Genomic DNA, 18,858 nt, shown 5'->3' with positions numbered 1-18,858 from the left:
AACACCGAGGCACCGGCTCGGAAGGCGCGTTTCCGCAGGTCACGCGAGTGGGGCGGGTGGGGCTCGAACCCACGACCCAGGGATTATGAGTCCCCTGCTCTGACCGGCTGAGCTACCGCCCCCGACTTCGCCAGGGACTATCCCACGCCGCGGCTCGCGGCCCCGGCGGGCACCGGCGTCCAGCGCCCGCCGTCGCGGCGGTGCAGGGTCAGCGCGCCCGTGGTGGCGACGGTGCCGACGGCGCCGAGCAGGGCGGACGCCGTGGACGCCGCCGCCGCGTCCCCGTCGTCGAGGTACCGGACGAACACCGCCGGCTCACCGCGCACGAGCCGCACGCCGCTGTCCTCGACGAGGGACACGCCGGCCACGGCCGAGACCGCGGTGGCCAGCACCGCCTCGGGCGGAGTGCCGATCGAGCAGGCGCTGACGGTCAGCGTGGCGCGGTAGGAGCTCACGGCCCCAGTCTGGCCACCGGCCCGCGGACGCCGACGGCGCCACCCCGGCCCGGGCAGCGCCGTCGGCGGGGGAGCGGTCAGTCGCCGCCCTGGAGCTGCTCGAGGAACTCGTGGCAGCGGCGGGCGCGCTCGGAGTCCTGCGCCATCACCTCGCGGAAGAAGGCCGCGAGGTCGTCGTGGCCGGCGTTCTCGGCGTCGCGCACGTACTGGCCGTAGTCGTGGCCGGCCTTGAGCGAGTGGTACTGCAGCGAGATCAGGTCGAACTCGATGTCGGTGAAGCCGGTCTCTCCAGTGGCCATGGGAGCGCTCCTCGTCTCTCGTGCTGCGGTCGGGGTGCCGTGCTCCCACCTCGTACCCGTCGCGCGGAGTCCTCACGCAGCGCGCCGTCCTGCCGATGAGACCTGTGGCCCCTGGTAAGGTCGGGGTCACCGACGCCCTCGCGGCGCGCGGTCCCGCATAGCTCAATTGGCAGAGCAGCCGGCTGTTAACCGGCAGGTTCTTGGTTCGAGTCCAAGTGCGGGAGCCCCTCAGGCAGGCAGGACGCCGGGAACGACGGCGTCGGCCTCCACCTCCACCAGCAGCGCCGGGTCGATCAGCGCGCTGACCTCGACCATGGTGCTGGCCGGCCGGACGTCGGCGAAGAACTCCCCGTGGGCGCGCCCGACCTCCTCCCACCGGCTGATGTCGGTGACGAACACCCGCGTGCGCACGACGTGCTCCAGCCCGGCTCCCACCTGCTCCAGCGCCGCGGCGATGCGGCGGATCGCCTCGCGCGCCTGCTCACCGGCGTCCGCCCCGCCGACGGCGCCGCCGCCCGGCAAGGCCGCCGTCGTCCCCGCCACGCTGACCCAGGACCCGACGCGCACAGCGCGCGAGTAGCCCACCACGGGCTCCCACACGGCTCCGGACGACACCAGCCGACGACCGTCTGCGCTCACTGCTCGACCACGTAGGTCAGGGTCAGCTCGTCGCCCGCCTGGCCGCGGATGGCCCAGTCGTGCCGCGGCGTCTCGACCAGGGTGACCTCCAGGTCGACCGGTCCGATGCCCAGGTGGTCGGCGAAGTCGCGGTACAGGCGCTGGTAGAGGGCCTTCTTCGTGGCCGTGGTGCGGCCCTCGAACATCAGGACCTCGATCACCGTGTACCGCTCGCTGCGGCCCGCGGGGGTGGGGAAGTCCTCGGGGTCCATCGGGAAGAAGCGGTGGAAGCGCTTGTCGGGCGGCAGGCCGAGGACGTCGACCGCGGCGGCGTGCAGCACCTCGGACAGCTGGCCGCGCAGCGGCGCGAGCACCTGGCGCTGGCCGTAGACCTTGAACTGGGACACCGGGGGAGCATGTCAGCGGTGCAGCGCCAGTGCGACGCCCAGCAGCACCACCCACACCAGCGCGAACGCCACCGGGACCGCCTGGAAGAACCACGAGCTGCGCCGCTGATCGGCCTCGCGGAGACGGCGGTCCTCCCACTCCGGGGCCCAGCCGCGGCGGGCGTCGGGGTGCTCGGCCAGCACCGCGCCCAGGCGCGCGGTCCACTGGTGCACCAGGCGGGCCGTCGCCCGCACCCCCGGCCAGGCCACCACCGCCAGGGCCAGGCCCAGCACGGCGAGCACCGGCGCGACCACCCGCGCCCACGGCCCGTCGCCGGCCATGGCCGCGGTGTAGGCGATGGTGAGGAACGCCTCGGCCGCCAGCAGCGCGTTCACGCGCTCGTGCAGCAGGCGGATCTCGAAGCCGGTCTCGGCGAGGATGGTCTCGACCTGCTCCCGGGGGTCGGGCGCCCCGCGCGACGCCGTCACAGCGGCAGCGGGCCGAGCGCGTCGCGCAGCTCCTGGGCGTAGCTGGCGGGCACCTCGAGCATGGGGAAGTGGCCGCCCCTGGCCGGCTCGCTCCAGCGGCGCAGGTCGGTGAAGCGGGTCTCGACCCACCGCCGGGGGAGCTTCTCGATGTCGGCGGGGAAGACGGAGACCGCCGAGGGCACCGTCACGGGCTCCGAGCGCCCGGGCGGGAAGTTCTGCCAGTAGAACCGGGCCGACGAGCCGCCGCTGCGGGTCAGCCAGTACAGCGTGACGGTGTCCAGCACCAGGTCGCGGCTGACGGCCTGCTCCAGGTCGCCGGCGTGGTCCGTCCACGCCCAGAACTTGTCCAGCACCCAGGTCAGCAGTGCCAGCGGGGAGTCGACCAGGGCGTAGGCCACGGTCTGGGGGCGGGTGGACTGCTGCAACGAGTAGCCCCCGCCGTACCGCCAGAACCGCCGGGTGTCCGCGACCCAGCGGTCCTCGGCCTCGGTGAGGTCGCCCAGCACCGACACGCCTCCCGCGGGCTCGGGGACGTAGGGCGTGAACGTGTGCAGCCCCGCGACGCGGTCCGGGTGGCGCACCGCCATCGCCACCGTCACCCGCCCTCCCCAGTCGCCGCCGGCGGCGAAGAACCGCTCGTACCCCAGGCGCGCCATGAGCGCCGTCCAGGCGTCGGCGGTGCGCTCCACCGTCCACCCCGTGCGCTCCGGCGTGCCGCTGAACCCGAAGCCGGGCAGCGACGGGGCGACGACGTGGAAGGCGGGCGCAGCGGGGTCAGGGGGATCGGTGAGGGCGTCGATCACCTGGAGCGGCTCCACGACCGAGCTCGGCCAGCCGTGCGTGATGACGAGCGGGCGGGCGTCGGGGCGCGGGGAGCGCACGTGGAGGAAGTGGACCTCAAGGCCGTCGAGCTCGGTCACCGCCTGCCCGCGGGCGTTGAGCTGGGCCTCCAGCCGGCGCCAGTCGTAGTCGTGGGCCCAGTACCGCACCCACTCGGCCACGACCTCCAGCGGCGGGCCCTGCGACCAGTCCGCCCCTCCGCCGGGCGCGCGCACGGTCTCCGCCTCCGGCATCCGGCTGCGCAGCAGGCGCTCGCGCAGGTCCTGCAGCTCGACGTCGGGCACGTGGAGCTGCAGCGGGCGGACGGCGTCGGCGCCGTTCCCTGGGCTGGACACGGACCCAGCAAAGCGGTGTTCCGGGCGTCAGCGCCAGATGCTCAACCGGATCGGGCCCATCTGCTCGCTGAACCGGCCGTCGGGGCTCGCGCCGGCCAGCAGCCGCCGCAGCTCCGCGTCGAAGGCGGCGAGCCGGTCGCCGAACAGGTGGGGCGCGGCGCTCGAGAGCGAGTGCACCGACGCGAGCACCTGCTCGGCGCTCCGCTCGACGACCTCGCCCGGGACCTCCAGGCGCTGCGGCCCCGCGAAGCCCGCCGCCCGGAAGACGTCGTCCTCGTCGCCGGGCGTCCCCGCGGGCAGGACGCCCTGCCCCGCCCGCCGCTGCGGCCCGAGGTGGTGCTGCACGAGGTCGGCGATCGCCGCCCGGGGCGGCCGCGGGTGAGGCAGGTCGCGGGCGTCGCCGGCCACGCCCTCGTGGGTCGTCGCGCCGACGTGCACGACCGCGCCGTCCGCGGTGAGCATCGCGCGCACCGCTGCCGCCACCCGGGGCCGGTCCATCCAGTGGAAGGACTGGGCGAACGCCACCACGCGCGGGCGCGGCAGGTCGGCCGGGAGCTCCTCGGCGCGCAGGTGGCGCCAGGTCGCCCCGCGCACCTGCAGCTCCGCGGCGAGGCGCGACGCCTCGGCGAGCATGTCGGCGTCCGCGTCGACCCCGATGGCCACCTCGACGTGCGGCGCGAGCAGCAGGGTCAGCGACCCCGGCCCGCAGCCCACGTCGAGCAGGACCCCCGACCCGTCGAGCCCGAGCGCCTCCACGAGCACCTCGGCGACGCGCGGCGGGTAGGGGACCCGCCCGACCGCGTAGTGGCCGGCGCTGCCGGCGTACAGGGACGGGTCCCAGCTCCACTCCGGGCCGGTGCTCAGGAGTCCCTCCGGGTCAGTAGGTGAGCGGACGGCGGACGTGGTCCGCGGCGGCGGCGACGGACAGCAGCACCATGGCGGTGCCCAGGTGCAGGACGTTGTCGAACCCGTTGATGGCCAGGATGTTCGCGGCGTTGTCCGGCCGGGCGATGAACAGACCGAGCAGCCCGACGAGCAGGTAGACCGCCCCGACGCCGCCGTTGGCGAGCCGGGCGGTCTTCGTGCGCCGGCTGGAGACGAGCAGGGCCAGGCCGATGACGAGGTGGACGACGTTGTGCAGCGGGTTCACGGCGAAGCCGGCCAGGTGCTCGGCCGCGCCCGGGTCGGCGAAGCCGTCGAAGCCGGTGACGAAGAAGCCGACCACCCCGACGAAGAGGTACACGGCGCCGAAGCCGAAGGCGACGAGCTTGTTGATGCCGAGGTCGCCGGTCACGGGAAGGGGCATGGGTGTTCCTCCGGGGAGCGGGACGGCGGCGCCGTCCGTGGTCGAGCTGTGCGGTTGTCGGGAACGATGATCCACCCAATGCCCCGGGGCGCCTCGCGGAGGCGGCCTGGCGTCGCCCGGCCGGTCCCGCGTGGCGGCGGCGCACGAGGGGGAGCAGGCTCGACGGGTGCGGGGCAGCGAGGAGCACTACGTCGCCCTCGGCGACTCGATCTCGATCGACGTCTACGCCGGGGGCCCGGGGCGCGGCGGGGCGAGCCTGCTGCACCGCAACCGCGACGAGGACTTCCCGCAGTGGCGCGGCCGCGACCTGGCCACCGAGCGCCCCGGGTGCGGCTTCTCCCTGCTCGCCGTGGACGGCGGCACCAGCCGCCACCTCGTCGAGCAGCAGCTGCCGCGCCTGGAGGCCCTCGGCGCCGCGCCCACCGCGGTCACGCTGACCGTCGGCGGCAACGACCTCCTCGGCGCCTACGGCGACGCCGCCGCCGCCCGGGCGGTCATCACGGCCGTGGCGGAGCGGGTGGACGCCGCGCTGGGCCTCGTGCGGAGCGTGGCCGCGCCCGGCGCCCGGATCGCCGTCGGCACCGTCTACGACCCGAGCGACGGCACCGGCGCCACGGCGCGGGTGGGGCTGCCCGCCTGGCCCGACGCCCTGCGCGCGCTCGACGAGCTCAACGCCGTCCTGCGCGAGGTCGCCGCCCGCCACCGGGCCGGCGTGGCCGACCTGCACGCGCGCTTCCTCGGGCACGGCCTGACGGCGGGCGACCCCGCGCAGCACGACCCTCGACCCGCCGACCGGGACCTGTGGTTCTGCGGGGTGATCGAGCCCAACGCCTGGGGCGCCGACGCCGTGCGCGCCGCCTTCTGGGACGCCCTCCGGGCTACAGCGGGCGCTGCCCGCTGACGCCGTCGACGAGGCCCTGGGCGACGTCGCGCAGCTTGAGGTTCCGCGCCTGCGACGCCCGGCTGAGGATGGCGAACGCCGCGTCGGCGTCGCACCGGTTCTGGGCCATGATGACGCCCTTGGCCTGCTCGATCACCGCGCGCGAGGCCATGGCGGCCCGCATGTCGTCGGCCATCCGCTGCGCGTCGGCGTGCGAGACGGCGTTGGCGACGGCGACCCCCAGGTGGGCGGCGAGCTCGCTCGCCACCTCCACCATCTCGGGGGTGAACGCCCGGGGGGTCCGCGAGTAGCAGTTCAGGGCGCCCACGACCTGCGTCTGCACCGGCAGGGGCACCGAGAGCGAGCTCAGCACGCCGCGCTCGCGCACGTGGGCCGTGTAGTCGGGCCAGCGGGTCTCGCTGCGCGTGTCGTCGATCGTGATCACGGTGCCGGTGAGGCCCGCCTCGATGCAGGGCCCGTAGCCCCGCTCGTACTGCATCTCGTCGGCGTCCAGCGCCAGCTGCCCGGTGTGGGCGGCGGTGAACGCGCGCTCGTCGCGCACGAGCGTCGTGGAGACCTCGTCCGCGCCGTCCACGCTCTCCAGGCTGATCTCGACCAGCCGCTGCAGCACGTCGGCCAGCGACGCGGACCCGAGCTCGACGGCCAGCAGCGCCGTCAGGACGGCGGGCGGCAGCAGGGACACCCGAGGAACCTACCGCGCGCCGGCCACGGCTCGTCTTGCGCGAGCGCCCCAGCGGTGGTGCCCTGGGAGGTGGGTGAAGCAGTCGCCCCCACGCTCACGCACCTCGAGGACGACGCCCCCTCATGACCAGCGCGCCCGCTCGGCCCTCCTCGCACGCCATCCCCCTCACCCAGGCCACCCTCGCCGAGCTCCCCGACGCGGTCTCGGTGCCCGAGTACGACCGGGACGCCCTGGCGCCGGCCGTCGTCCACATCGGCGTCGGCGGCTTCCACCGCGCCCACCAGGCCGTCTACCTCGACGAGCTCGCCCGCCGCGGCGAGACCGGCTGGGGCGAGGTCGGCGTGGGCCTGCGCAGCCCCGAGATGGGCGAGGTCCTCGCCGCCCAGGACCGCCTCTACGTCGTCGTCGAGCGCGACGGCGAGGGCGACCGGCCGCGCGTCGTCGGCTCGATCACCCGCTACGTCTTCGCCGCCGAGGACCCCGAGGCGCTGCTGGCGGTCCTCGCCGACGAGCGCACCCGCGTCGTCACCCTGACGATCACCGGCACCTCGTACCGCATCGACTCCCACACGGGCGAGTTCGACGCCGACGACGAGCAGATCGCCGCCGACCTCGCCGACCCCGAGCACCCGTCGACGGTGTTCGGCTACCTCGTCGAGGGCCTGCGCCGCCGCCGCGAGGCCGGGACGGCGCCCTTCACGGTGCTCTCCTGCGACAACATGCCCAGCAACGGCACCGCGGCGCGCACGGCCGTGACCTCCTTCGCCCGGCTGCGCGACGGCGACCTGGCGGAGTGGATCGAGCAGCACGTCACCTTCCCGAGCAGCATGGTCGACCGGATCACCCCGACCACGACGCCGGAGCAGCGCGACGCGCTGGTGTCCTCGCTCGGCGTCGACGACCGGTGGCCGGTCATCACCGAGCCGTTCACCCAGTGGGTCGTCGAGGACGACTTCTGCAACGGCCGGCCGCCGCTGGAGGACGTCGGCGTCCAGTTCGTGGCCGACGTGCACCCGTACGAGACGATGAAGACCCGGCTGCTCAACGCCAGCCACACGGCGCTGGGGTACCTGGGCCACCTCGCGGGCTACCAGACGATGGACGAGGTCATGGCCGACGACGTCTTCCGCTCCTACCTCGAGCGGATGATGGCCGAGGAGATCGTGCCGCTGCTGCCGGACGTGCCGGGCATCGACCTCGAGCAGTACCAGCAGGAGCTCGTCGCGCGCCTGGCCAACCCCGCGATGGGCGACCAGCTGCTGCGGCTGAGCCGCCGAGGCTCGACGAAGATGCCGAACTACGTCCTCCCCTCGGTCAAGGCGGCGCTGGAGCAGGACCGCCCGTTCCGGCTGCTGGCCCTCGCCGTGGCCGGCTGGATGCGCTTCCTGCGCGGCTACGACTACGCCGGCTCCCAGATCGACATCGAGGACGCGATGGAGGAGCGCCTGGTGCCGCTGGCCCAGGAGGGCGTGGTGGAGCCCGAGCCGCTGCTCAGCGAGCGCAAGGTGTTCGGCGACCTGGCCGACGACGTCCGGTTCGTGGCCGCGGTCGAGGTCGCGCTGCGGGCCCTGGAGGAGCAGGGTCCCCGCGAGGTCATCGCGTTCTACCTCGGTCGGGACGTCGACGCCGCGGCGTGACCCCTGCGGGTCCTCCTCACAGGCTCCGGACAGGGTCGTGCCAGGCCGGGCGCAGGCTCGGCCAGCACGGTCGGGGTCGACGGTCGGACAGCCCGACCGGACCGAGGAGGACCCGTGCGCACCAAGCTGATCACCACCGCCGCCGCTGGAGCCCTGGCCGTCGGCGCGATCGCCCTGGCCGCCCCGGCCCTGGCCGCGGAGGAGACCGACGCCTCCGGCACCAGCACCACGCGCCTGGAGCGCATCAAGGACGCCCTCACCGGGCTGGTCACCGACGGCTCGCTCACCCAGGAGCAGGCCGACGAGGTGGCGACCACCCTCGAGGACGCCGACCTCGGCGGCCACGGCGGCGGGCCCGGGGGACACGGCCACGGGGGCGGCCCCGGCGGCGGGGCCGACCTGGCCGCGGCGGCCGAGGCGCTGGGGCTCGACGAGGCCGAGCTGCGCACCGCGCTGGAGGAGGACGGGACCACGCTGGCCGACGTCGCGGAGGCGCAGGGGGTGGAGGTCGACGCGCTCGTCGACGCCCTGGTCGCCGCCGCGCAGACCCGGCTCGACGAGGCGGTGGCCAGCGGCGACCTCACGCAGGCGCAGGCCGACGAGCGCGCCGCCGACCTGGAGGAGCGGATCACCGAGCGCGTCTCCAGCGAGCGCCCCGAGCGCGGGGGCCGAGGCGGGCCCCGGGACGACGGCGCGACGGACGACGCCACGGCGGACGACGCGGCCGCCTGAGGGCGCCGGGGCCTCCGGGCCCAGGGCGCACGGCGCTCGGCCGGCCCTGCTCCGCGGGGCCGGCCGACCGTCAGGAGTCGCAGCCCACGCCGTCGCCGTCGCGGTCGAAGGCGTCGCTCCAGCCGGGGTCGCCCCGCTCGATCGGCGCCGCCCCCGCTGCGCGGACGGCGTCGCAGTTGGCGTACGGCGGGGCCCCGGCGGGCGCCGACGACGGCCCAGCCGGTGCCACAGCCTCCGCCGTCGGCAGCGGCTCGTCCGGGCAGGTCTGCAGCACCCGGGCGCTCGCGTCCTTCTCCGCCTGGGTCATCCACAGCCCGTAGCTGAGCTTCACCGCCACCTGCCGGGCGACGTAGGCGCAGCGGTAGGCGCGGTTGGGCGGCAGCCAGGTCGCGGCGTCCGCGTCGCCCTTGCCCGCGTTGAGCGGCCCGTCGACGGCGAGGAGGTTCAGCGGGTCGTTGGCGAACGCCTCACGCTCGGCGTCGTCCCACTGCTGGGCGCCCTTCTGCCAGGCGTCGGAGAGCGCCACGACGTGGTCGATCTGCACGGCCTCGCTGGTGCCCTGGCCGCGCCGGAACGCGATGGTGCTCGGCCCGTACGGGTCGTCGAGCGTGCCGGTGAGCACCACGCAGTCGCGGGTGCCCGGCTCGAAGGTCTCGCCCTGCAGGTCGCGGGCCAGGACGTCGTTGCGGGTGTCGCAGCCGTCGTGGTCGGTGTCGACCCAGCCGGAGCCGAACTCCTCGCGCTCGTACCCGGTGCGCGGGGCGCGCCCTCGCACCGCGACGCCGTCGAGCGCGGCCAGGGCCGGGCCGCTGGGCGCGACGCGCACCGCGCCCGACGACGACGGGCCGGCGTCGACCCCGGACGCACCGGGGAGCGGGGCGCAGCCGCCGAGGGCGGCGGCCAGCGCGAGGGCCGCGAGGGCGGAGCGCAGGGCTGGACGGGTCACGCCCTCACGCTACGCAGTGCCCGCGGACGCGGGGTGGAACCCGGGTCAGTGCCGGCGCAGGTGCGCGACCTCCTGGCGCAGCGCGCTCACCTCCGAGAGCAGCGCCCGCAGGTGCGCGCGGTCGCGCTCGTCGTCGGCGCGCTCGTCCTCCGCGCGCTGGGCGACGAACCACGCGGCGACCGTCGCGGTGATGGTGCCGACCAGGGAGATGCCGATGAGCATGAGGGCCGCGGCGACGATCCGCCCCGTGCCGGTCACCGGGTACAGGTCGCCGTAGCCGACCGTGGTCACCGTGGTGACCGACCACCACAGGGCGTCGGGCGCGTCGGTGATCGTCGCGCCGGGGGCCCCGCGCTCGGCGTCGAGGACGGCCAGCGCCCCGATGACCATGAGGAGCGCCGCCGTGGCGACGACCGCCTGCCCGCCCCGCAGCAGCCCGCCGCTGCGGGTGAGCAGGGTCTGGGTCGCCGTGAACACCCGCAGCACCCGCAGCGGCCGCAGCATCGGCAGGACGACGGTGAGGACGTCGATCGGGTGGCCCGCCAGCCAGCGGCCGCGGTGCGGGGTGAGCGCCAGCCGGACCACGAGGTCGGCGGCGAAGCAGGCCCAGATGACCCCGTTGGCCGCGGCGCACGCCCGTGCGACGCCCTCGGGCAGGTGCGGCCAGACGATGGGGACGGCGTAGACCACGAGGAACACCGCTGCCAGCACCGACAGGACCCCGCTGGAGCGCGCCTCGTAGCGGTCGTATCGCGTCACCGGAGCATTCTGCGGGTCGCGCCCGCGGCCTCAGTCGGTCGGACGCCGCCGCAGCGCCTTGGTGGCGCTGCGCACCTGCTTGGCCTGCGTGCGCCGCCGCCGCGACCCGGCGGTCGGCCGGGTCGCGCGCCGGGCCGCCGCAGGAGGGGCCACCGCCTGCGCGAGGACGCCGGCCAGCCGGGCCCTGGCCGCCTGGCGGTTGCGCAGCTGCTGGCGGTGCTCGGACGCGGTGATCGTCACGACGCCGTCCACGAGCCGGTCGGCCAGGGCCTCCAGCAGCCGCAGCCGCACCGGCTCGTCCACCGCGCGCGAGGCCGCGACGTCCCAGGACAGCTCCACGCGCGAGTCGGCCGTGTTGACGCCCTGCCCGCCGGGGCCGGAGGAGCGGGAGAAGCGCCAGCGCAGCTCACCGGCCGGCACGGTCAGCGAGCGGCTGACGACCAGCGGCTCGTCGACGGGGCCCCTCAGCTCGGCGACGGCGGCACCTCCTCCTCCGGCGGCGCGTCGTGCAGGGCCGCGTCCTCCACGGAGTCCGGGGACTCCTCGTCCGGCGTCTGGTCGGAGGGCTCGCTCATGCCCCAGTCCTACCCTGGCCCCGTGCCGCCGACCACCCCGCCCGAGCGCGTGCTCGTCGTCGACACCGCCAACTGGATGGGCTCGCGCCCCGACGGCTGGTGGCGCGACCGGCCCGGCGCGGCCCGCCGGCTGCTCGCCGCGCTCGAGCCGCTCGTCGGCGAGCCGGTCGAGCTCGGTGGGGCGACGGTGCGGCTGGCCGGCGTCGTCGCCGTCCTCGAGGGGCTCGCGCGCAGCGCGGTGGGCGAGGAGGGGGCCGTCGACGTCGTCCTGGCCGAGCGCGACGGCGACGACGCCGTGGTGGCCCGCGCGCTGCGGCTGCTGGCCGACGGGCGGGTGCCCCTCGTCGTCAGCGCCGACCGGGGCCTGGTCGCGCGGCTGCCGCCCGAGGCGGACGTCACCGGGCCCGGCTGGCTGAACCGGCTGACCGGCCGCTGAGGGCCGGGGCTCCACCGGGGGAGCCCGTGGTGCAAGCAGTGCGCCGGACCGGGAGCGCCTCTCGGCGAGTGGCCGCTCGTGGCGGCTCAAAGTGGAGCCCGGGGCTACCGCGGCCCGACGCCCGAGCAGTCTAACCGGGCCAGCTCTCCAGGCGCACCTGGCGCGCGGCGGCCTCCAGGTGCTCCGCGGTGCGCACCATCCGCACCGCCGAGCGCGTCACGTCCGTCGGGTCGGAGCGGGCGTCGTCCTCCGCGGCGTCGGCGGCCAGCGCCGTGCGGCCCACCGCCACCACGCGCGCGAACGCGGCGGCCCGCTCGAAGGTGGTCGCCAGGTCGCCCTGCGCCACGCCGCGCAGGACGGCGTCCACGAGCGCCCGCACCTCGTCCGGGCCCGGCGGGTCGGCGACCCCGGCGACGGCCTCGCTCACCGGAGCGCGCCGGCGCCCCTCGGAGAACTGGCGCGAGGCGCCCAGGGGGTCGGCGTGCACCCACTGGCGCAGGGCGAACAGCCGCCACAGCGCGCCGGCGAGGCTGTCCGGCGGGGTGTCGGCCCACAGCGCCGAGAGCGTCTCGAGGCCCTGCTCGTCGGCCAGGCGCACGAGGCGCCCCACCACCTCGGCGTCCTCGCTGCTGCGCGCGCCGGTGACGATGAGCCGCGCGGTCGTCTGAGCGGCCTCCTCGCGCTCGGCGGGGTCCCCGCCGCCGCGCAGGCTGTCGAGGGCGGCGGGGCCCAGGAGGGCCGGTCGGCGGGGTCGGTCCACGGCGTCATGGTCCCACCGCGGCTCCCACCGCGGCACGCGAGTCGAGTCCTGCACGGCGCGCCTCCCCGAGAAAGGCGCCACGCCGAGGCAACCTCGTGCAAGACCTGGCCCCGCCAGGGGCCGTGGTGCAGAATGACGGGCGAGCAGACGCCGTCCGCTCACGCTGTGCCGAAGGTCCCGTTGCTGTGGCGAAGGTCGTTGGGGAAGACGCACCTCGCACACAGTCAGGGAGGCCGGTATGTCCAGCGCGATCACCCGCGGCGTTCTGTTCGTGCACTCCGCGCCCCGAGCGATGTGCCCGCACGTCGAGTGGGCCGCCGGGGAGGCCATCGGCGTACCCGTTTCACTGGACTGGTCCGAGCAGCCGGCCGCACCCGGCCTGCTGCGCGGCGAGGTCCCGTGGCACGGGGCCCCGGGCACCGGCGCGCGCCTGACGTCGGTGCTGCGCGGATGGGCGCACCTGCGCTACGAGGTCACCGAGGAGCCCAGCGAGGGCGTCGACGGCGGCCGGTGGAGCCACACCCCCGAGCTGGGGATCTTCCACGCCGTCACCGACGCCACGGGCAACGTCGTCGTGCCCGAGGACCGGCTGCGCGCAGCCCTCGAGGTGGCCGGCGACGACCTGTCCCGCGTGCGCGACGCCCTCGACCTCGCCATGGGCTCCGCCTGGGACGACGAGCTCGAGCCCTTCCGCTACGCCGGCGACGGCGCCCCCGTGCGCTGGCTGCACCGCGTGGGCTGACCCGCCCAGCGCTCACGACGCACAGGAGGGCCCCACCGCCGCGGCGGTGGGGCCCTCCTCGCGCTGGGGCCGCTCTCAGGCGCCGGTGCCGAACGCCAGGGTGACGTTGTGGCCGCCGAAGCCGAAGGAGTTGTTCAGCGCCACGGCGCCCTCCGGCAGCGGGCGGGGGTCCTTGCGGACGACGTCGAGCTCGATCGCCGGGTCCGGGTCGTCGAGGTTGATCGTCGGCGGCGCCAGGCGCTCGTGCAGGGCGAGCACGGTGAAGATGCTCTCCACGGCGCCGGCCGCACCGAGCAGGTGCCCGGTCATCGACTTCGTCGCCGAGACCGCCATGTGGTCCAGGTCAGCGCCCAGCGCCGCGCGCAGGGCGCGGACCTCGGCGACGTCGCCCGCGGGGGTGGACGTCGCGTGGGCGTTGATGTGGACGATGTCGGCGGCCGTGACGCCGGCCTGGCGACGGGCGCCGTCCAGCGCCTCGCGCACCGCGCGTGCCGCGCCCGCGCCCTCGGGCTCGGGGGCCGCGATGTGGTACGCGTCGGAGGAGACCCCGGCGCTGAGCACCTCGGCGTAGATCCTGGCGCCCCGGGCCCGCGCGTGCTCCTCGGACTCCAGGACGAGGATCCCCGCGCCGTCGCCGAGGACGAAGCCGTCGCGCGCGGTGTCGTAGGGCCGCGAGGCGGTCTCCGGGGAGTCGTTGCGCGTCGACAGCGCCTGCATGGAGGCGAACGCCGCGATCGGGAGCGGGTGGATCGCGGCCTCGGTGCCGCCGGCGACGATGATGTCGGCGCGACCGCTGCGGATCATGTTCATGCCCATCGCCACGGCCTCGGCGCCCGACGCGCAGGCCGAGACGGGGGCGTGCGCCCCGGCGGCGGCGCCGAGCGCGAGGCTCACCGCCCCCGCGGCCCCGTTGGGCATGAGCATCGGCACGGTCATCGGCAGCACCCGGCGCGGGCCGCGCGCCTTGAGGGTCTCGTAGGCGCTGAGCAGGGTCCACACGCCGCCGATGCCGGTGGCGACCACGGCGCCCAGGCGCAGCGGGTCGACCTCGGGGGAGCCGGCGTCCGCCCAGGCCTGGCGCGCGGCGACCACGGCGTACTGGGCGGAGGGGTCCAGCCGCTTGGCCTCGTGCTTGGGCAGCACCTCGGCGCTGGGCGTGGCGGTCTGCGCGGCGAAGGTGACCGGCATGTCGAACTCCTCCACCCAGTCCTGGGTGAGGGTGCTCACGCCGGAGCGGCCGGCCAGCGCGGCCTCCCACGTGCTGCGGGCGCTGTCGCCGAGCGGGGTCAGAGCGCCCAGGCCGGTGACGAACACCCGGCGCGTGGCCGAGGGGGAGGTCGAGGAGGTCGAGGTGCCGGGCATGCGGTCCTCCGGGGAGACGGCGGTGCGGGGAGCTGCGGGTCCTGGTCGGTGGTGCTGCGGGCAGGACGGCCGCCGCGGGCGGCCGTCCTGCCTCCGGGCTCAGGTCAGCCCTGGGCCTGGCGCACGTAGTCCACGACGTCGCGGACGGTCTTGAGGTTCTTGGTGTCCTCGTCGGGGATGGTCACGCCGAACTTGTCCTCGGCCTGCACGACGATCGAGGTCATCGACAGGGAGTCGATGTCGAGGTCGTCGGTGAACGACTTGTCCAGGAGCACGCTCTCGGTGGGCAGCCCGGTCTCCTCGTTCACCAGCTCGGCGACGCCAGCCAGGATCTCCTGCTCGCTCTGGGCCATGGGTTCTCTCCTCTGCTCGGGTCCCCCGGCGCGGTCGGCCGGGGGCGGGTGGTGCGGGTGGGTCTGTGGTGGGTCTCTGGTGGGTCTGCGGTGGATCAGGGCAGGACGACGACCTGCGAGGCGTACGCCAGGCCGGCGCCGTACCCGATCAGCAGCGCGAGGCCGCCCGAGGGCGCCTGCCCCTCGGCCAGCATCCGGTGCATCGCCAGCGGCACCGACGCCGCGGAGGTGTTGCCGGTCTGGGCGATGTCGCGGGCGACCGGCACCGACTCCGGCAGCGCCAGCTGCTTGATCATGGCATCGATGATGCGCATGTTGGCCTGGTGCGGGATGAACGCCGCGAGGTCCTCGGTGGCGATGCCGGCCGCGTCGATCGCCTTCTGCGCGACCGGGGCCATCTGCCACACCGCCCAGCGGAAGACCGAGCGGCCCTCCTGCTGCAGGGCCGGCCAGATCGGCTCCTCGCTGGCGCGCACCTCGAGCCAGGAGTGGCTGTTGCGGATGGCGTCCCACTGGGCGCCGTCCGAGCCCCACACGGTGGGCCCGATGCCGGGGGTGTCGGAGGGGCCGACCACGACGGCGCCCGCGCCGTCGGCGAAGAGGAACGCCGTGGAGCGGTCGGTGAGGTCGGTGAAGTCGGTGAGCTTGTCGACGCCGACGACGAGCACGTGCCCGGCGGACCCGCCGCGGACGGCGTCGTTGGCCATCGCCAGCGCGTGGCAGAAGCCCGCGCACCCGGCGGAGACGTCCCACGCCGCGGCCGGGGTCGCGCCGAGGCGGTGCGTGAGCATCGCCGCGGCCGAGGGGGTCTGGTACGGGTGGGTCACCGTCGCGACGATGACCGCGTCGATGTCGGTGGGGGCGAGCCCGGCCCTCTCGATCGCCTCGCGGGAGGCGGCCTCGGCCATGTCGACCACGGACACCTCGGGCGCGGCCCAGCGGCGCTCCTCGATGCCGGTCCGCTGGCGGATCCACTCGTCGGTGGAGTCGATGTGCTGGCAGACCTCCTCGTTGGTCACCACGCGCTCGGGGCGGTGGGCGCCCACGCTGAGGATCCGCGCGTGCGCGGCGCCGGAGGGGGAGATCAGGCTCATGCGGGGCTCCCGGTGGGGTGGAGGAGGAGCGGACGACGGGCGGCGGTCAGCCGACGGGTCATCGTGCCACCTGCGCCCCGGACGCCGGGGTGGAGCCGTGGCGGCGGACGAGGTCGCGGGCGGCGTCGAGGTCGTCGGGGGTGCGGACCGCGACCGCCTCGACGCCGGGCAGCGCGCGCTTCGCGAGCCCGGTCAGGGTGCCGGCCGGGGCCAGCTCGAGCAGGCCCGTGACGCCGCGGGCGGCCAGGGTCTGCTGGCACAGGTCCCAGCGCACCGGGCTGGCCACCTGGGCGACGATCCGGCGCAGCGCCTCGGGGCCGTCCGCGACGACCTCGCCGTCGGCGTTCGACAGCAGCGGCACCGCCGGGGCGCCGGTGGTGATGGCCGGGACGAGCGCGGCGAGCACCTGCACGGCCGGGGCCATGTGCTCGGTGTGGAAGGCGCCGGCGACCTGCAGCGGGATGACGCGGGCGCGGGCCGGCGGGTCCGCCACGAGGGCGGCGAGCTGCTCGGTGGTGCCCGCGGCCACGACCTGGCCGGCGCCGTTGCGGTTGGCGGCCACCGCGCCGGAGCGGGAGATCGCCGCCTCGACGTCCTCGGGCGCCCCGCCGACGACCGCGCACATGCCGGTCGCCGTGGTGGCGGCGGCCGCGGCCATCGCCGCCCCGCGCTCGCGCACGAGGACGACGGCCTGCTCCGGGGTCAGGACGCCGCTCGCGGCGGCCGCGGTGATCTCCCCGACGGAGTGGCCGGCCACGGCGCCCACCGCCTGCTCGGGGCTCGTGCCGCCCAGCACCTCGGCGAGCACCGCCAGGCCGCTGGCCACGATGAGCGGCTGGGCCACCGCGGTGTCGCGGATCGTCTCCGCGTCGGAGGTGGTGCCGTGGGTGAGCAGGTCGGCGCCGGAGAGCGGGCCGGCGACGGCGGACAGCCAGCCGAGGCGGGCGCGGACGCCGGGGAGCTCGAGCCACGGGGTGAGGAACCCCGGGGTCTGGGAGCCCTGGCCGGGGCAGAGGACGGCGAGCACGGGTCCACCCTGCCCCCTCCGCGCCGCGGCGCACGCTGACGACGCCGACGAGAGATCGTCCCGCCCTCTGGAGGTTTCCTCCAAGAGCGGTCAAGCGCGGGTCAAGCCCGGCGGGGATTCTCGGCCAGCGCCCCGACCGCGAGCCCCACCTGGAGGACGTACGCCTCGCGGGGGCTGGTCGGGTCCCAGCCGGTGATCTCGGCGACCCGGCGCAGCCGGTAGCGGACGGTGTTGGGGTGCACGAACAGCGCCCGGGCGGTGGCCTCGAGGGCCCGGCCGTGGGTCAGGTAGGCGCGGAGCGTCTCGCCCAGCGCGGGCGGCGCGGCCTGCAGCGGGGCGTGCACCCGGTCGGCCAGGGCCCGCCGCGCCGTGGCGTCGCCGGCCAGCACCCGCTCGGGCAGGAGGTCCTCGGCGGAGACCGGGCGCGGCGCCTCGGGCCAGGCCCGCACCGCCGTCAGCCCGGCCAGGGCGGTGCGCGCCGAGCGGGCCGCCGACGACAGCCCGTCGACCACGGGCCCGATCACCACGGGCCCGGCGCCGAACCGCGGCGCCAGGGCGGCGGCAGCGGCCACCGGGTCGTCCGCTCCGAGCACCACGAGGGCGCGCTCGCCCTGCAGGCCGACCAGGGCGTCGTCGGCCAGCGCCCCGGCGCTGGCGCGCAGCTCCGCGATCGCCGCCTCGGGGTCGCCACCCGGCCGCCGTCCGACGACCACCGCGACCCGCGCGTGGCCCTGCCAGCCGAGCGCCGTCACCCGCGTGGCGAGGGCGTCGTCGACCTCCCCGCGCACGAGCGCGTCGACGACGAGCGCCTCCAGGCGGGCGTCCCAGGCGCCCCGCGCCTCAGCGGCGCGCGCGTAGACGCCGGCCGCGGTGAAGGCCACCTCGCGGGAGTACCGCAGCACGGCCTCGCGCAGCGCCGGCTGCCCGGCGGCGTCCGCCAGGTCGGGCACGGCGTCCTCGACGGTGTCGACCACCACCCGGACGACCTGCAGCGTCTGGTGCAGGGAGACCGCGCGCGTCAGCTCGCGCGGAGCGGTGCCGAAGACGTCGGCGGATACCTCCGGGCGCCGGCCGGGGGAGCGGTACCAGGCCACGAACGCCGAGATGCCCGCCTGGGCCACCAGCCCCACCCACGAGCGCTCCTGCGGGCCCATCGCCGCGTACCAGGGCAGCCGCTCGTCGAGGCGGGCGAGCGCGGCGGCGGCCATGCCGGGCGTGCCGGCGTGCAGCCTCGCGAGGGCCTCGCCGTCCGCGCGCCCGTCGGTGGGTCCCTCCTCGGCCACCGCCCCAGGATAGGTGGATCTTGGAGGTTCCCTCCAAGCCCGCGCCCCTCCTGCGGGCCGGCGGCGAGGACGGGATGGGCAGGGAGGTTCCCGGCGCGTTACTGTCGCGGAACCCGAACCGCCGTCGGGCGAGCCCGGGGGGCGCTGAGACGGAAGGACCGCATGGGACTGCTGGACCGGTTGCGCAACCGCGCCGTGATCGCCCGCACGCAGGGGATCAGGCCCGCGCTGAAGCCGCCTGTGGCACTGGTGCCGAGGCGACGCGGGGTCATCGCGCCCCTCGACGCCGTGGAGGAGGGCCGCCTGCGCGAGCGGCTCGAGAACGACCCGAACGACGAGATGGCCTTCCGCCGCCTCGCCGACATCGTCCGCCGCCGGGCGGCGGAGGGGCACGCCGCGGGCGACCCGCAGCGGGCCGCCGACGACGCCGTCTGGGCGCTGGCGGAGGAGATGGCCCGCAACGGCCGGGCCTGGTTCCCGCTGATCGAGCTCGGCCGCCTGTCGGTGCACGAGGACCGCGAGGGCGCCCTGCGCCGGTTCGCGACCGCCGCCGACCGCGACACCAGCGGCAAGGCGCTCGCCGAGAGCCTGTGCATCCTGCGCGAGGCGGGCCTGGCGGACGAGGCCCTGGGCCTCGGCGTCGGGCACTGGCGCCCCCGCGAGCACGACCCCGAGGCCGGGCGGCACCTCGTGCACGCAGCGGTGGACGCCGGCCGGATCGCCGAGGCGCGCCGGTACCTGGAGTCCTTCGAGCAGTTCCCCGACCCGGAGCGGGTCGCGGGCGTGCGCGCCGAGCTCGAGCGCGCCATCGCCGACGCCGACAACCGCAAGGGCGGCTTCA

At 76.2% G+C, this 18,858-nt stretch carries 24 protein-coding genes and 2 tRNA genes; 7 read left to right on the top strand and 19 right to left on the bottom strand.

The features are described from left to right. Positions 1 to 48: 48 nt before the first annotated feature. From AC5FZL_RS03985 to AC5FZL_RS03975, 3 genes are all read right to left on the bottom strand, one after another. A tRNA-Ile gene (locus tag AC5FZL_RS03985) sits at positions 49 to 122 on the bottom strand. A 15-nt stretch (positions 123 to 137) separates the two neighbouring features. Continuing rightward, positions 138 to 455, bottom strand: coding sequence for a hypothetical protein (locus tag AC5FZL_RS03980; protein WP_493617266.1), 318 nt, complete (start codon positions 453 to 455; stop codon positions 138 to 140). Positions 456 to 532: 77 nt separating this feature from the next. Then, a complete protein-coding gene (locus AC5FZL_RS03975) occupies positions 533 to 754 on the bottom strand; it encodes an acyl carrier protein (RefSeq protein WP_493617265.1) in 222 nt (73 codons plus the stop codon). 151 nt (positions 755 to 905) lie between these two features. Here AC5FZL_RS03975 and AC5FZL_RS03970 point away from each other — a divergent pair. Beyond that, positions 906 to 978, top strand: a tRNA-Asn gene (locus AC5FZL_RS03970). 4 nt (positions 979 to 982) lie between these two features. On the opposite strand, the gene AC5FZL_RS03965 is transcribed toward AC5FZL_RS03970, so the two are convergent. Genes AC5FZL_RS03965 through AC5FZL_RS03940 form a run of 6 tightly spaced genes read right to left on the bottom strand, consistent with a single transcriptional unit; the run spans position 983 to position 4,728 of the window. Beyond that, positions 983 to 1,393 (bottom strand): RidA family protein, encoded by a 411-nt coding sequence (locus AC5FZL_RS03965; protein WP_493617264.1) that lies wholly within the window; start codon positions 1,391 to 1,393, stop codon positions 983 to 985. Then, positions 1,390 to 1,779 (bottom strand): tautomerase family protein, encoded by a 390-nt coding sequence (locus AC5FZL_RS03960; protein ID WP_493617263.1) that lies wholly within the window; start codon positions 1,777 to 1,779, stop codon positions 1,390 to 1,392. Before AC5FZL_RS03960 ends, AC5FZL_RS03965 begins: the two co-directional genes overlap by 4 nt. Before the next feature lie 12 nt (positions 1,780 to 1,791). Then, on the bottom strand, positions 1,792 to 2,247 hold the full coding sequence (locus AC5FZL_RS03955) for a RipA family octameric membrane protein (RefSeq protein ID WP_493617262.1): 456 nt from the start codon (positions 2,245 to 2,247) through the stop codon (positions 1,792 to 1,794). Further along, a complete protein-coding gene (locus tag AC5FZL_RS03950) occupies positions 2,244 to 3,422 on the bottom strand; it encodes an alpha/beta fold hydrolase (protein ID WP_493617261.1) in 1,179 nt (392 codons plus the stop codon). The genes AC5FZL_RS03955 and AC5FZL_RS03950 overlap by 4 nt, the downstream gene beginning before the upstream one ends. A 27-nt stretch (positions 3,423 to 3,449) precedes the next feature. After that, positions 3,450 to 4,286 carry a class I SAM-dependent methyltransferase gene (locus AC5FZL_RS03945; RefSeq protein ID WP_493617283.1) on the bottom strand — a complete coding sequence of 279 codons (837 nt, stop codon included), beginning with the start codon at positions 4,284 to 4,286 and terminating at the stop codon, positions 3,450 to 3,452. A 13-nt stretch (positions 4,287 to 4,299) separates the two neighbouring features. Beyond that, positions 4,300 to 4,728 carry a DUF4383 domain-containing protein gene (locus tag AC5FZL_RS03940; RefSeq protein WP_493617260.1) on the bottom strand — a complete coding sequence of 143 codons (429 nt, stop codon included), beginning with the start codon at positions 4,726 to 4,728 and terminating at the stop codon, positions 4,300 to 4,302. A 166-nt stretch (positions 4,729 to 4,894) separates the two neighbouring features. Between AC5FZL_RS03940 and AC5FZL_RS03935 the strand changes: the two genes are divergently transcribed. Further along, entirely contained in the window at positions 4,895 to 5,629 is a 735-nt protein-coding gene (locus AC5FZL_RS03935) for an SGNH/GDSL hydrolase family protein (protein WP_493617259.1), read from the top strand. Here the strand turns inward: AC5FZL_RS03935 and AC5FZL_RS03930 are convergent. Further along, positions 5,607 to 6,311, bottom strand: a complete 705-nt coding sequence (locus tag AC5FZL_RS03930) for a GAF and ANTAR domain-containing protein (RefSeq protein WP_493617258.1) — start codon at positions 6,309 to 6,311, stop codon at positions 5,607 to 5,609. The genes AC5FZL_RS03935 and AC5FZL_RS03930 overlap by 23 nt on opposite strands. A 122-nt stretch (positions 6,312 to 6,433) precedes the next feature. On the opposite strand from AC5FZL_RS03930, the gene AC5FZL_RS03925 reads away from it, so the two are divergent. Both AC5FZL_RS03925 and AC5FZL_RS03920 read left to right on the top strand, forming a co-directional pair. Continuing rightward, positions 6,434 to 7,948, top strand: coding sequence for a mannitol dehydrogenase family protein (locus AC5FZL_RS03925; protein ID WP_493617257.1), 1,515 nt, complete (start codon positions 6,434 to 6,436; stop codon positions 7,946 to 7,948). A 114-nt stretch (positions 7,949 to 8,062) separates the two neighbouring features. Next, the gene (locus tag AC5FZL_RS03920) at positions 8,063 to 8,680 is read left to right on the top strand and encodes a hypothetical protein (protein WP_493617256.1); all 618 of its coding nucleotides are present in this window, start codon (positions 8,063 to 8,065) and stop codon (positions 8,678 to 8,680) included. A gap of 70 nt (positions 8,681 to 8,750) precedes the next feature. Here the strand turns inward: AC5FZL_RS03920 and AC5FZL_RS03915 are convergent, their stop codons facing one another. The 3 genes from AC5FZL_RS03915 to arfB are packed head-to-tail and all read right to left on the bottom strand — an operon-like array spanning position 8,751 to position 10,853. Continuing rightward, positions 8,751 to 9,626 carry a GmrSD restriction endonuclease domain-containing protein gene (locus tag AC5FZL_RS03915; RefSeq protein WP_493617255.1) on the bottom strand — a complete coding sequence of 292 codons (876 nt, stop codon included), beginning with the start codon at positions 9,624 to 9,626 and terminating at the stop codon, positions 8,751 to 8,753. Between the two features lie 45 nt (positions 9,627 to 9,671). After that, entirely contained in the window at positions 9,672 to 10,385 is a 714-nt protein-coding gene (locus AC5FZL_RS03910) for a potassium channel family protein (protein WP_493617254.1), read from the bottom strand. A 30-nt stretch (positions 10,386 to 10,415) separates the two neighbouring features. Next, the gene (gene arfB / locus AC5FZL_RS03905) at positions 10,416 to 10,853 is read right to left on the bottom strand and encodes an alternative ribosome rescue aminoacyl-tRNA hydrolase ArfB (RefSeq protein WP_493617282.1); all 438 of its coding nucleotides are present in this window, start codon (positions 10,851 to 10,853) and stop codon (positions 10,416 to 10,418) included. Between the two features lie 129 nt (positions 10,854 to 10,982). On the opposite strand from arfB, the gene AC5FZL_RS03900 reads away from it, so the two are divergent. After that, positions 10,983 to 11,396: a hypothetical protein gene (locus tag AC5FZL_RS03900; protein WP_493617253.1), complete on the top strand. Its 414-nt coding sequence runs from the start codon at positions 10,983 to 10,985 to the stop codon at positions 11,394 to 11,396. A gap of 130 nt (positions 11,397 to 11,526) precedes the next feature. Here the strand turns inward: AC5FZL_RS03900 and AC5FZL_RS03895 are convergent, their stop codons facing one another. After that, a complete protein-coding gene (locus AC5FZL_RS03895; RefSeq protein WP_493617252.1) occupies positions 11,527 to 12,156 on the bottom strand; it encodes a hypothetical protein in 630 nt (209 codons plus the stop codon). 238 nt (positions 12,157 to 12,394) lie between these two features. On the opposite strand from AC5FZL_RS03895, the gene AC5FZL_RS03890 reads away from it, so the two are divergent. Then, a complete protein-coding gene (locus AC5FZL_RS03890) occupies positions 12,395 to 12,898 on the top strand; it encodes a DUF3145 domain-containing protein (protein ID WP_493617251.1) in 504 nt (167 codons plus the stop codon). A gap of 75 nt (positions 12,899 to 12,973) precedes the next feature. Here AC5FZL_RS03890 and fabF read toward each other — a convergent pair whose 3' ends face one another. The 5 genes from fabF to AC5FZL_RS03865 form a co-directional block, all read right to left on the bottom strand. Then, positions 12,974 to 14,260 carry a beta-ketoacyl-ACP synthase II gene (fabF, locus tag AC5FZL_RS03885; protein ID WP_493617250.1) on the bottom strand — a complete coding sequence of 429 codons (1,287 nt, stop codon included), beginning with the start codon at positions 14,258 to 14,260 and terminating at the stop codon, positions 12,974 to 12,976. A 104-nt stretch (positions 14,261 to 14,364) separates the two neighbouring features. Continuing rightward, entirely contained in the window at positions 14,365 to 14,613 is a 249-nt protein-coding gene (locus AC5FZL_RS03880; RefSeq protein ID WP_493617249.1) for an acyl carrier protein, read from the bottom strand. Between the two features lie 95 nt (positions 14,614 to 14,708). Further along, complete coding sequence (locus AC5FZL_RS03875) at positions 14,709 to 15,707, bottom strand: beta-ketoacyl-ACP synthase III (protein WP_493617248.1); 999 nt, start codon at positions 15,705 to 15,707, stop codon at positions 14,709 to 14,711. A 58-nt stretch (positions 15,708 to 15,765) separates the two neighbouring features. Then, positions 15,766 to 16,734 carry an ACP S-malonyltransferase gene (locus tag AC5FZL_RS03870; protein ID WP_493617247.1) on the bottom strand — a complete coding sequence of 323 codons (969 nt, stop codon included), beginning with the start codon at positions 16,732 to 16,734 and terminating at the stop codon, positions 15,766 to 15,768. A gap of 101 nt (positions 16,735 to 16,835) precedes the next feature. After that, positions 16,836 to 18,017, bottom strand: a complete 1,182-nt coding sequence (locus tag AC5FZL_RS03865; RefSeq protein ID WP_493617246.1) for a PucR family transcriptional regulator — start codon at positions 18,015 to 18,017, stop codon at positions 16,836 to 16,838. A 249-nt stretch (positions 18,018 to 18,266) separates the two neighbouring features. Between AC5FZL_RS03865 and AC5FZL_RS03860 the strand changes: the two genes are divergently transcribed. Continuing rightward, positions 18,267 to 18,858: hypothetical protein (locus AC5FZL_RS03860; RefSeq protein WP_493617245.1), on the top strand; the 592-nt coding region annotated here is incomplete at its 3' end.

It is taken from the genome of Quadrisphaera sp. DVD1, assembly GCF_058932755.1.
This window is presented reverse-complemented; position numbering and strand designations above follow the sequence as displayed.

Coding starts and splice junctions, on each gene's coding strand:
- AC5FZL_RS03890 (WP_493617251.1), top strand. CDS start 12,395: ATGTCCAGCGCGATCACCCGCGGCGTTCTGTTCGTGCACTCCGCGCCC.
- AC5FZL_RS03875 (WP_493617248.1), bottom strand. CDS start 15,707: ATGAGCCTGATCTCCCCCTCCGGCGCCGCGCACGCGCGGATCCTCAGC.
- AC5FZL_RS03925 (WP_493617257.1), top strand. CDS start 6,434: ATGACCAGCGCGCCCGCTCGGCCCTCCTCGCACGCCATCCCCCTCACC.
- AC5FZL_RS03975 (WP_493617265.1), bottom strand. CDS start 754: ATGGCCACTGGAGAGACCGGCTTCACCGACATCGAGTTCGACCTGATC.
- AC5FZL_RS03940 (WP_493617260.1), bottom strand. CDS start 4,728: ATGCCCCTTCCCGTGACCGGCGACCTCGGCATCAACAAGCTCGTCGCC.
- AC5FZL_RS03880 (WP_493617249.1), bottom strand. CDS start 14,613: ATGGCCCAGAGCGAGCAGGAGATCCTGGCTGGCGTCGCCGAGCTGGTG.
- fabF (WP_493617250.1), bottom strand. CDS start 14,260: ATGCCCGGCACCTCGACCTCCTCGACCTCCCCCTCGGCCACGCGCCGG.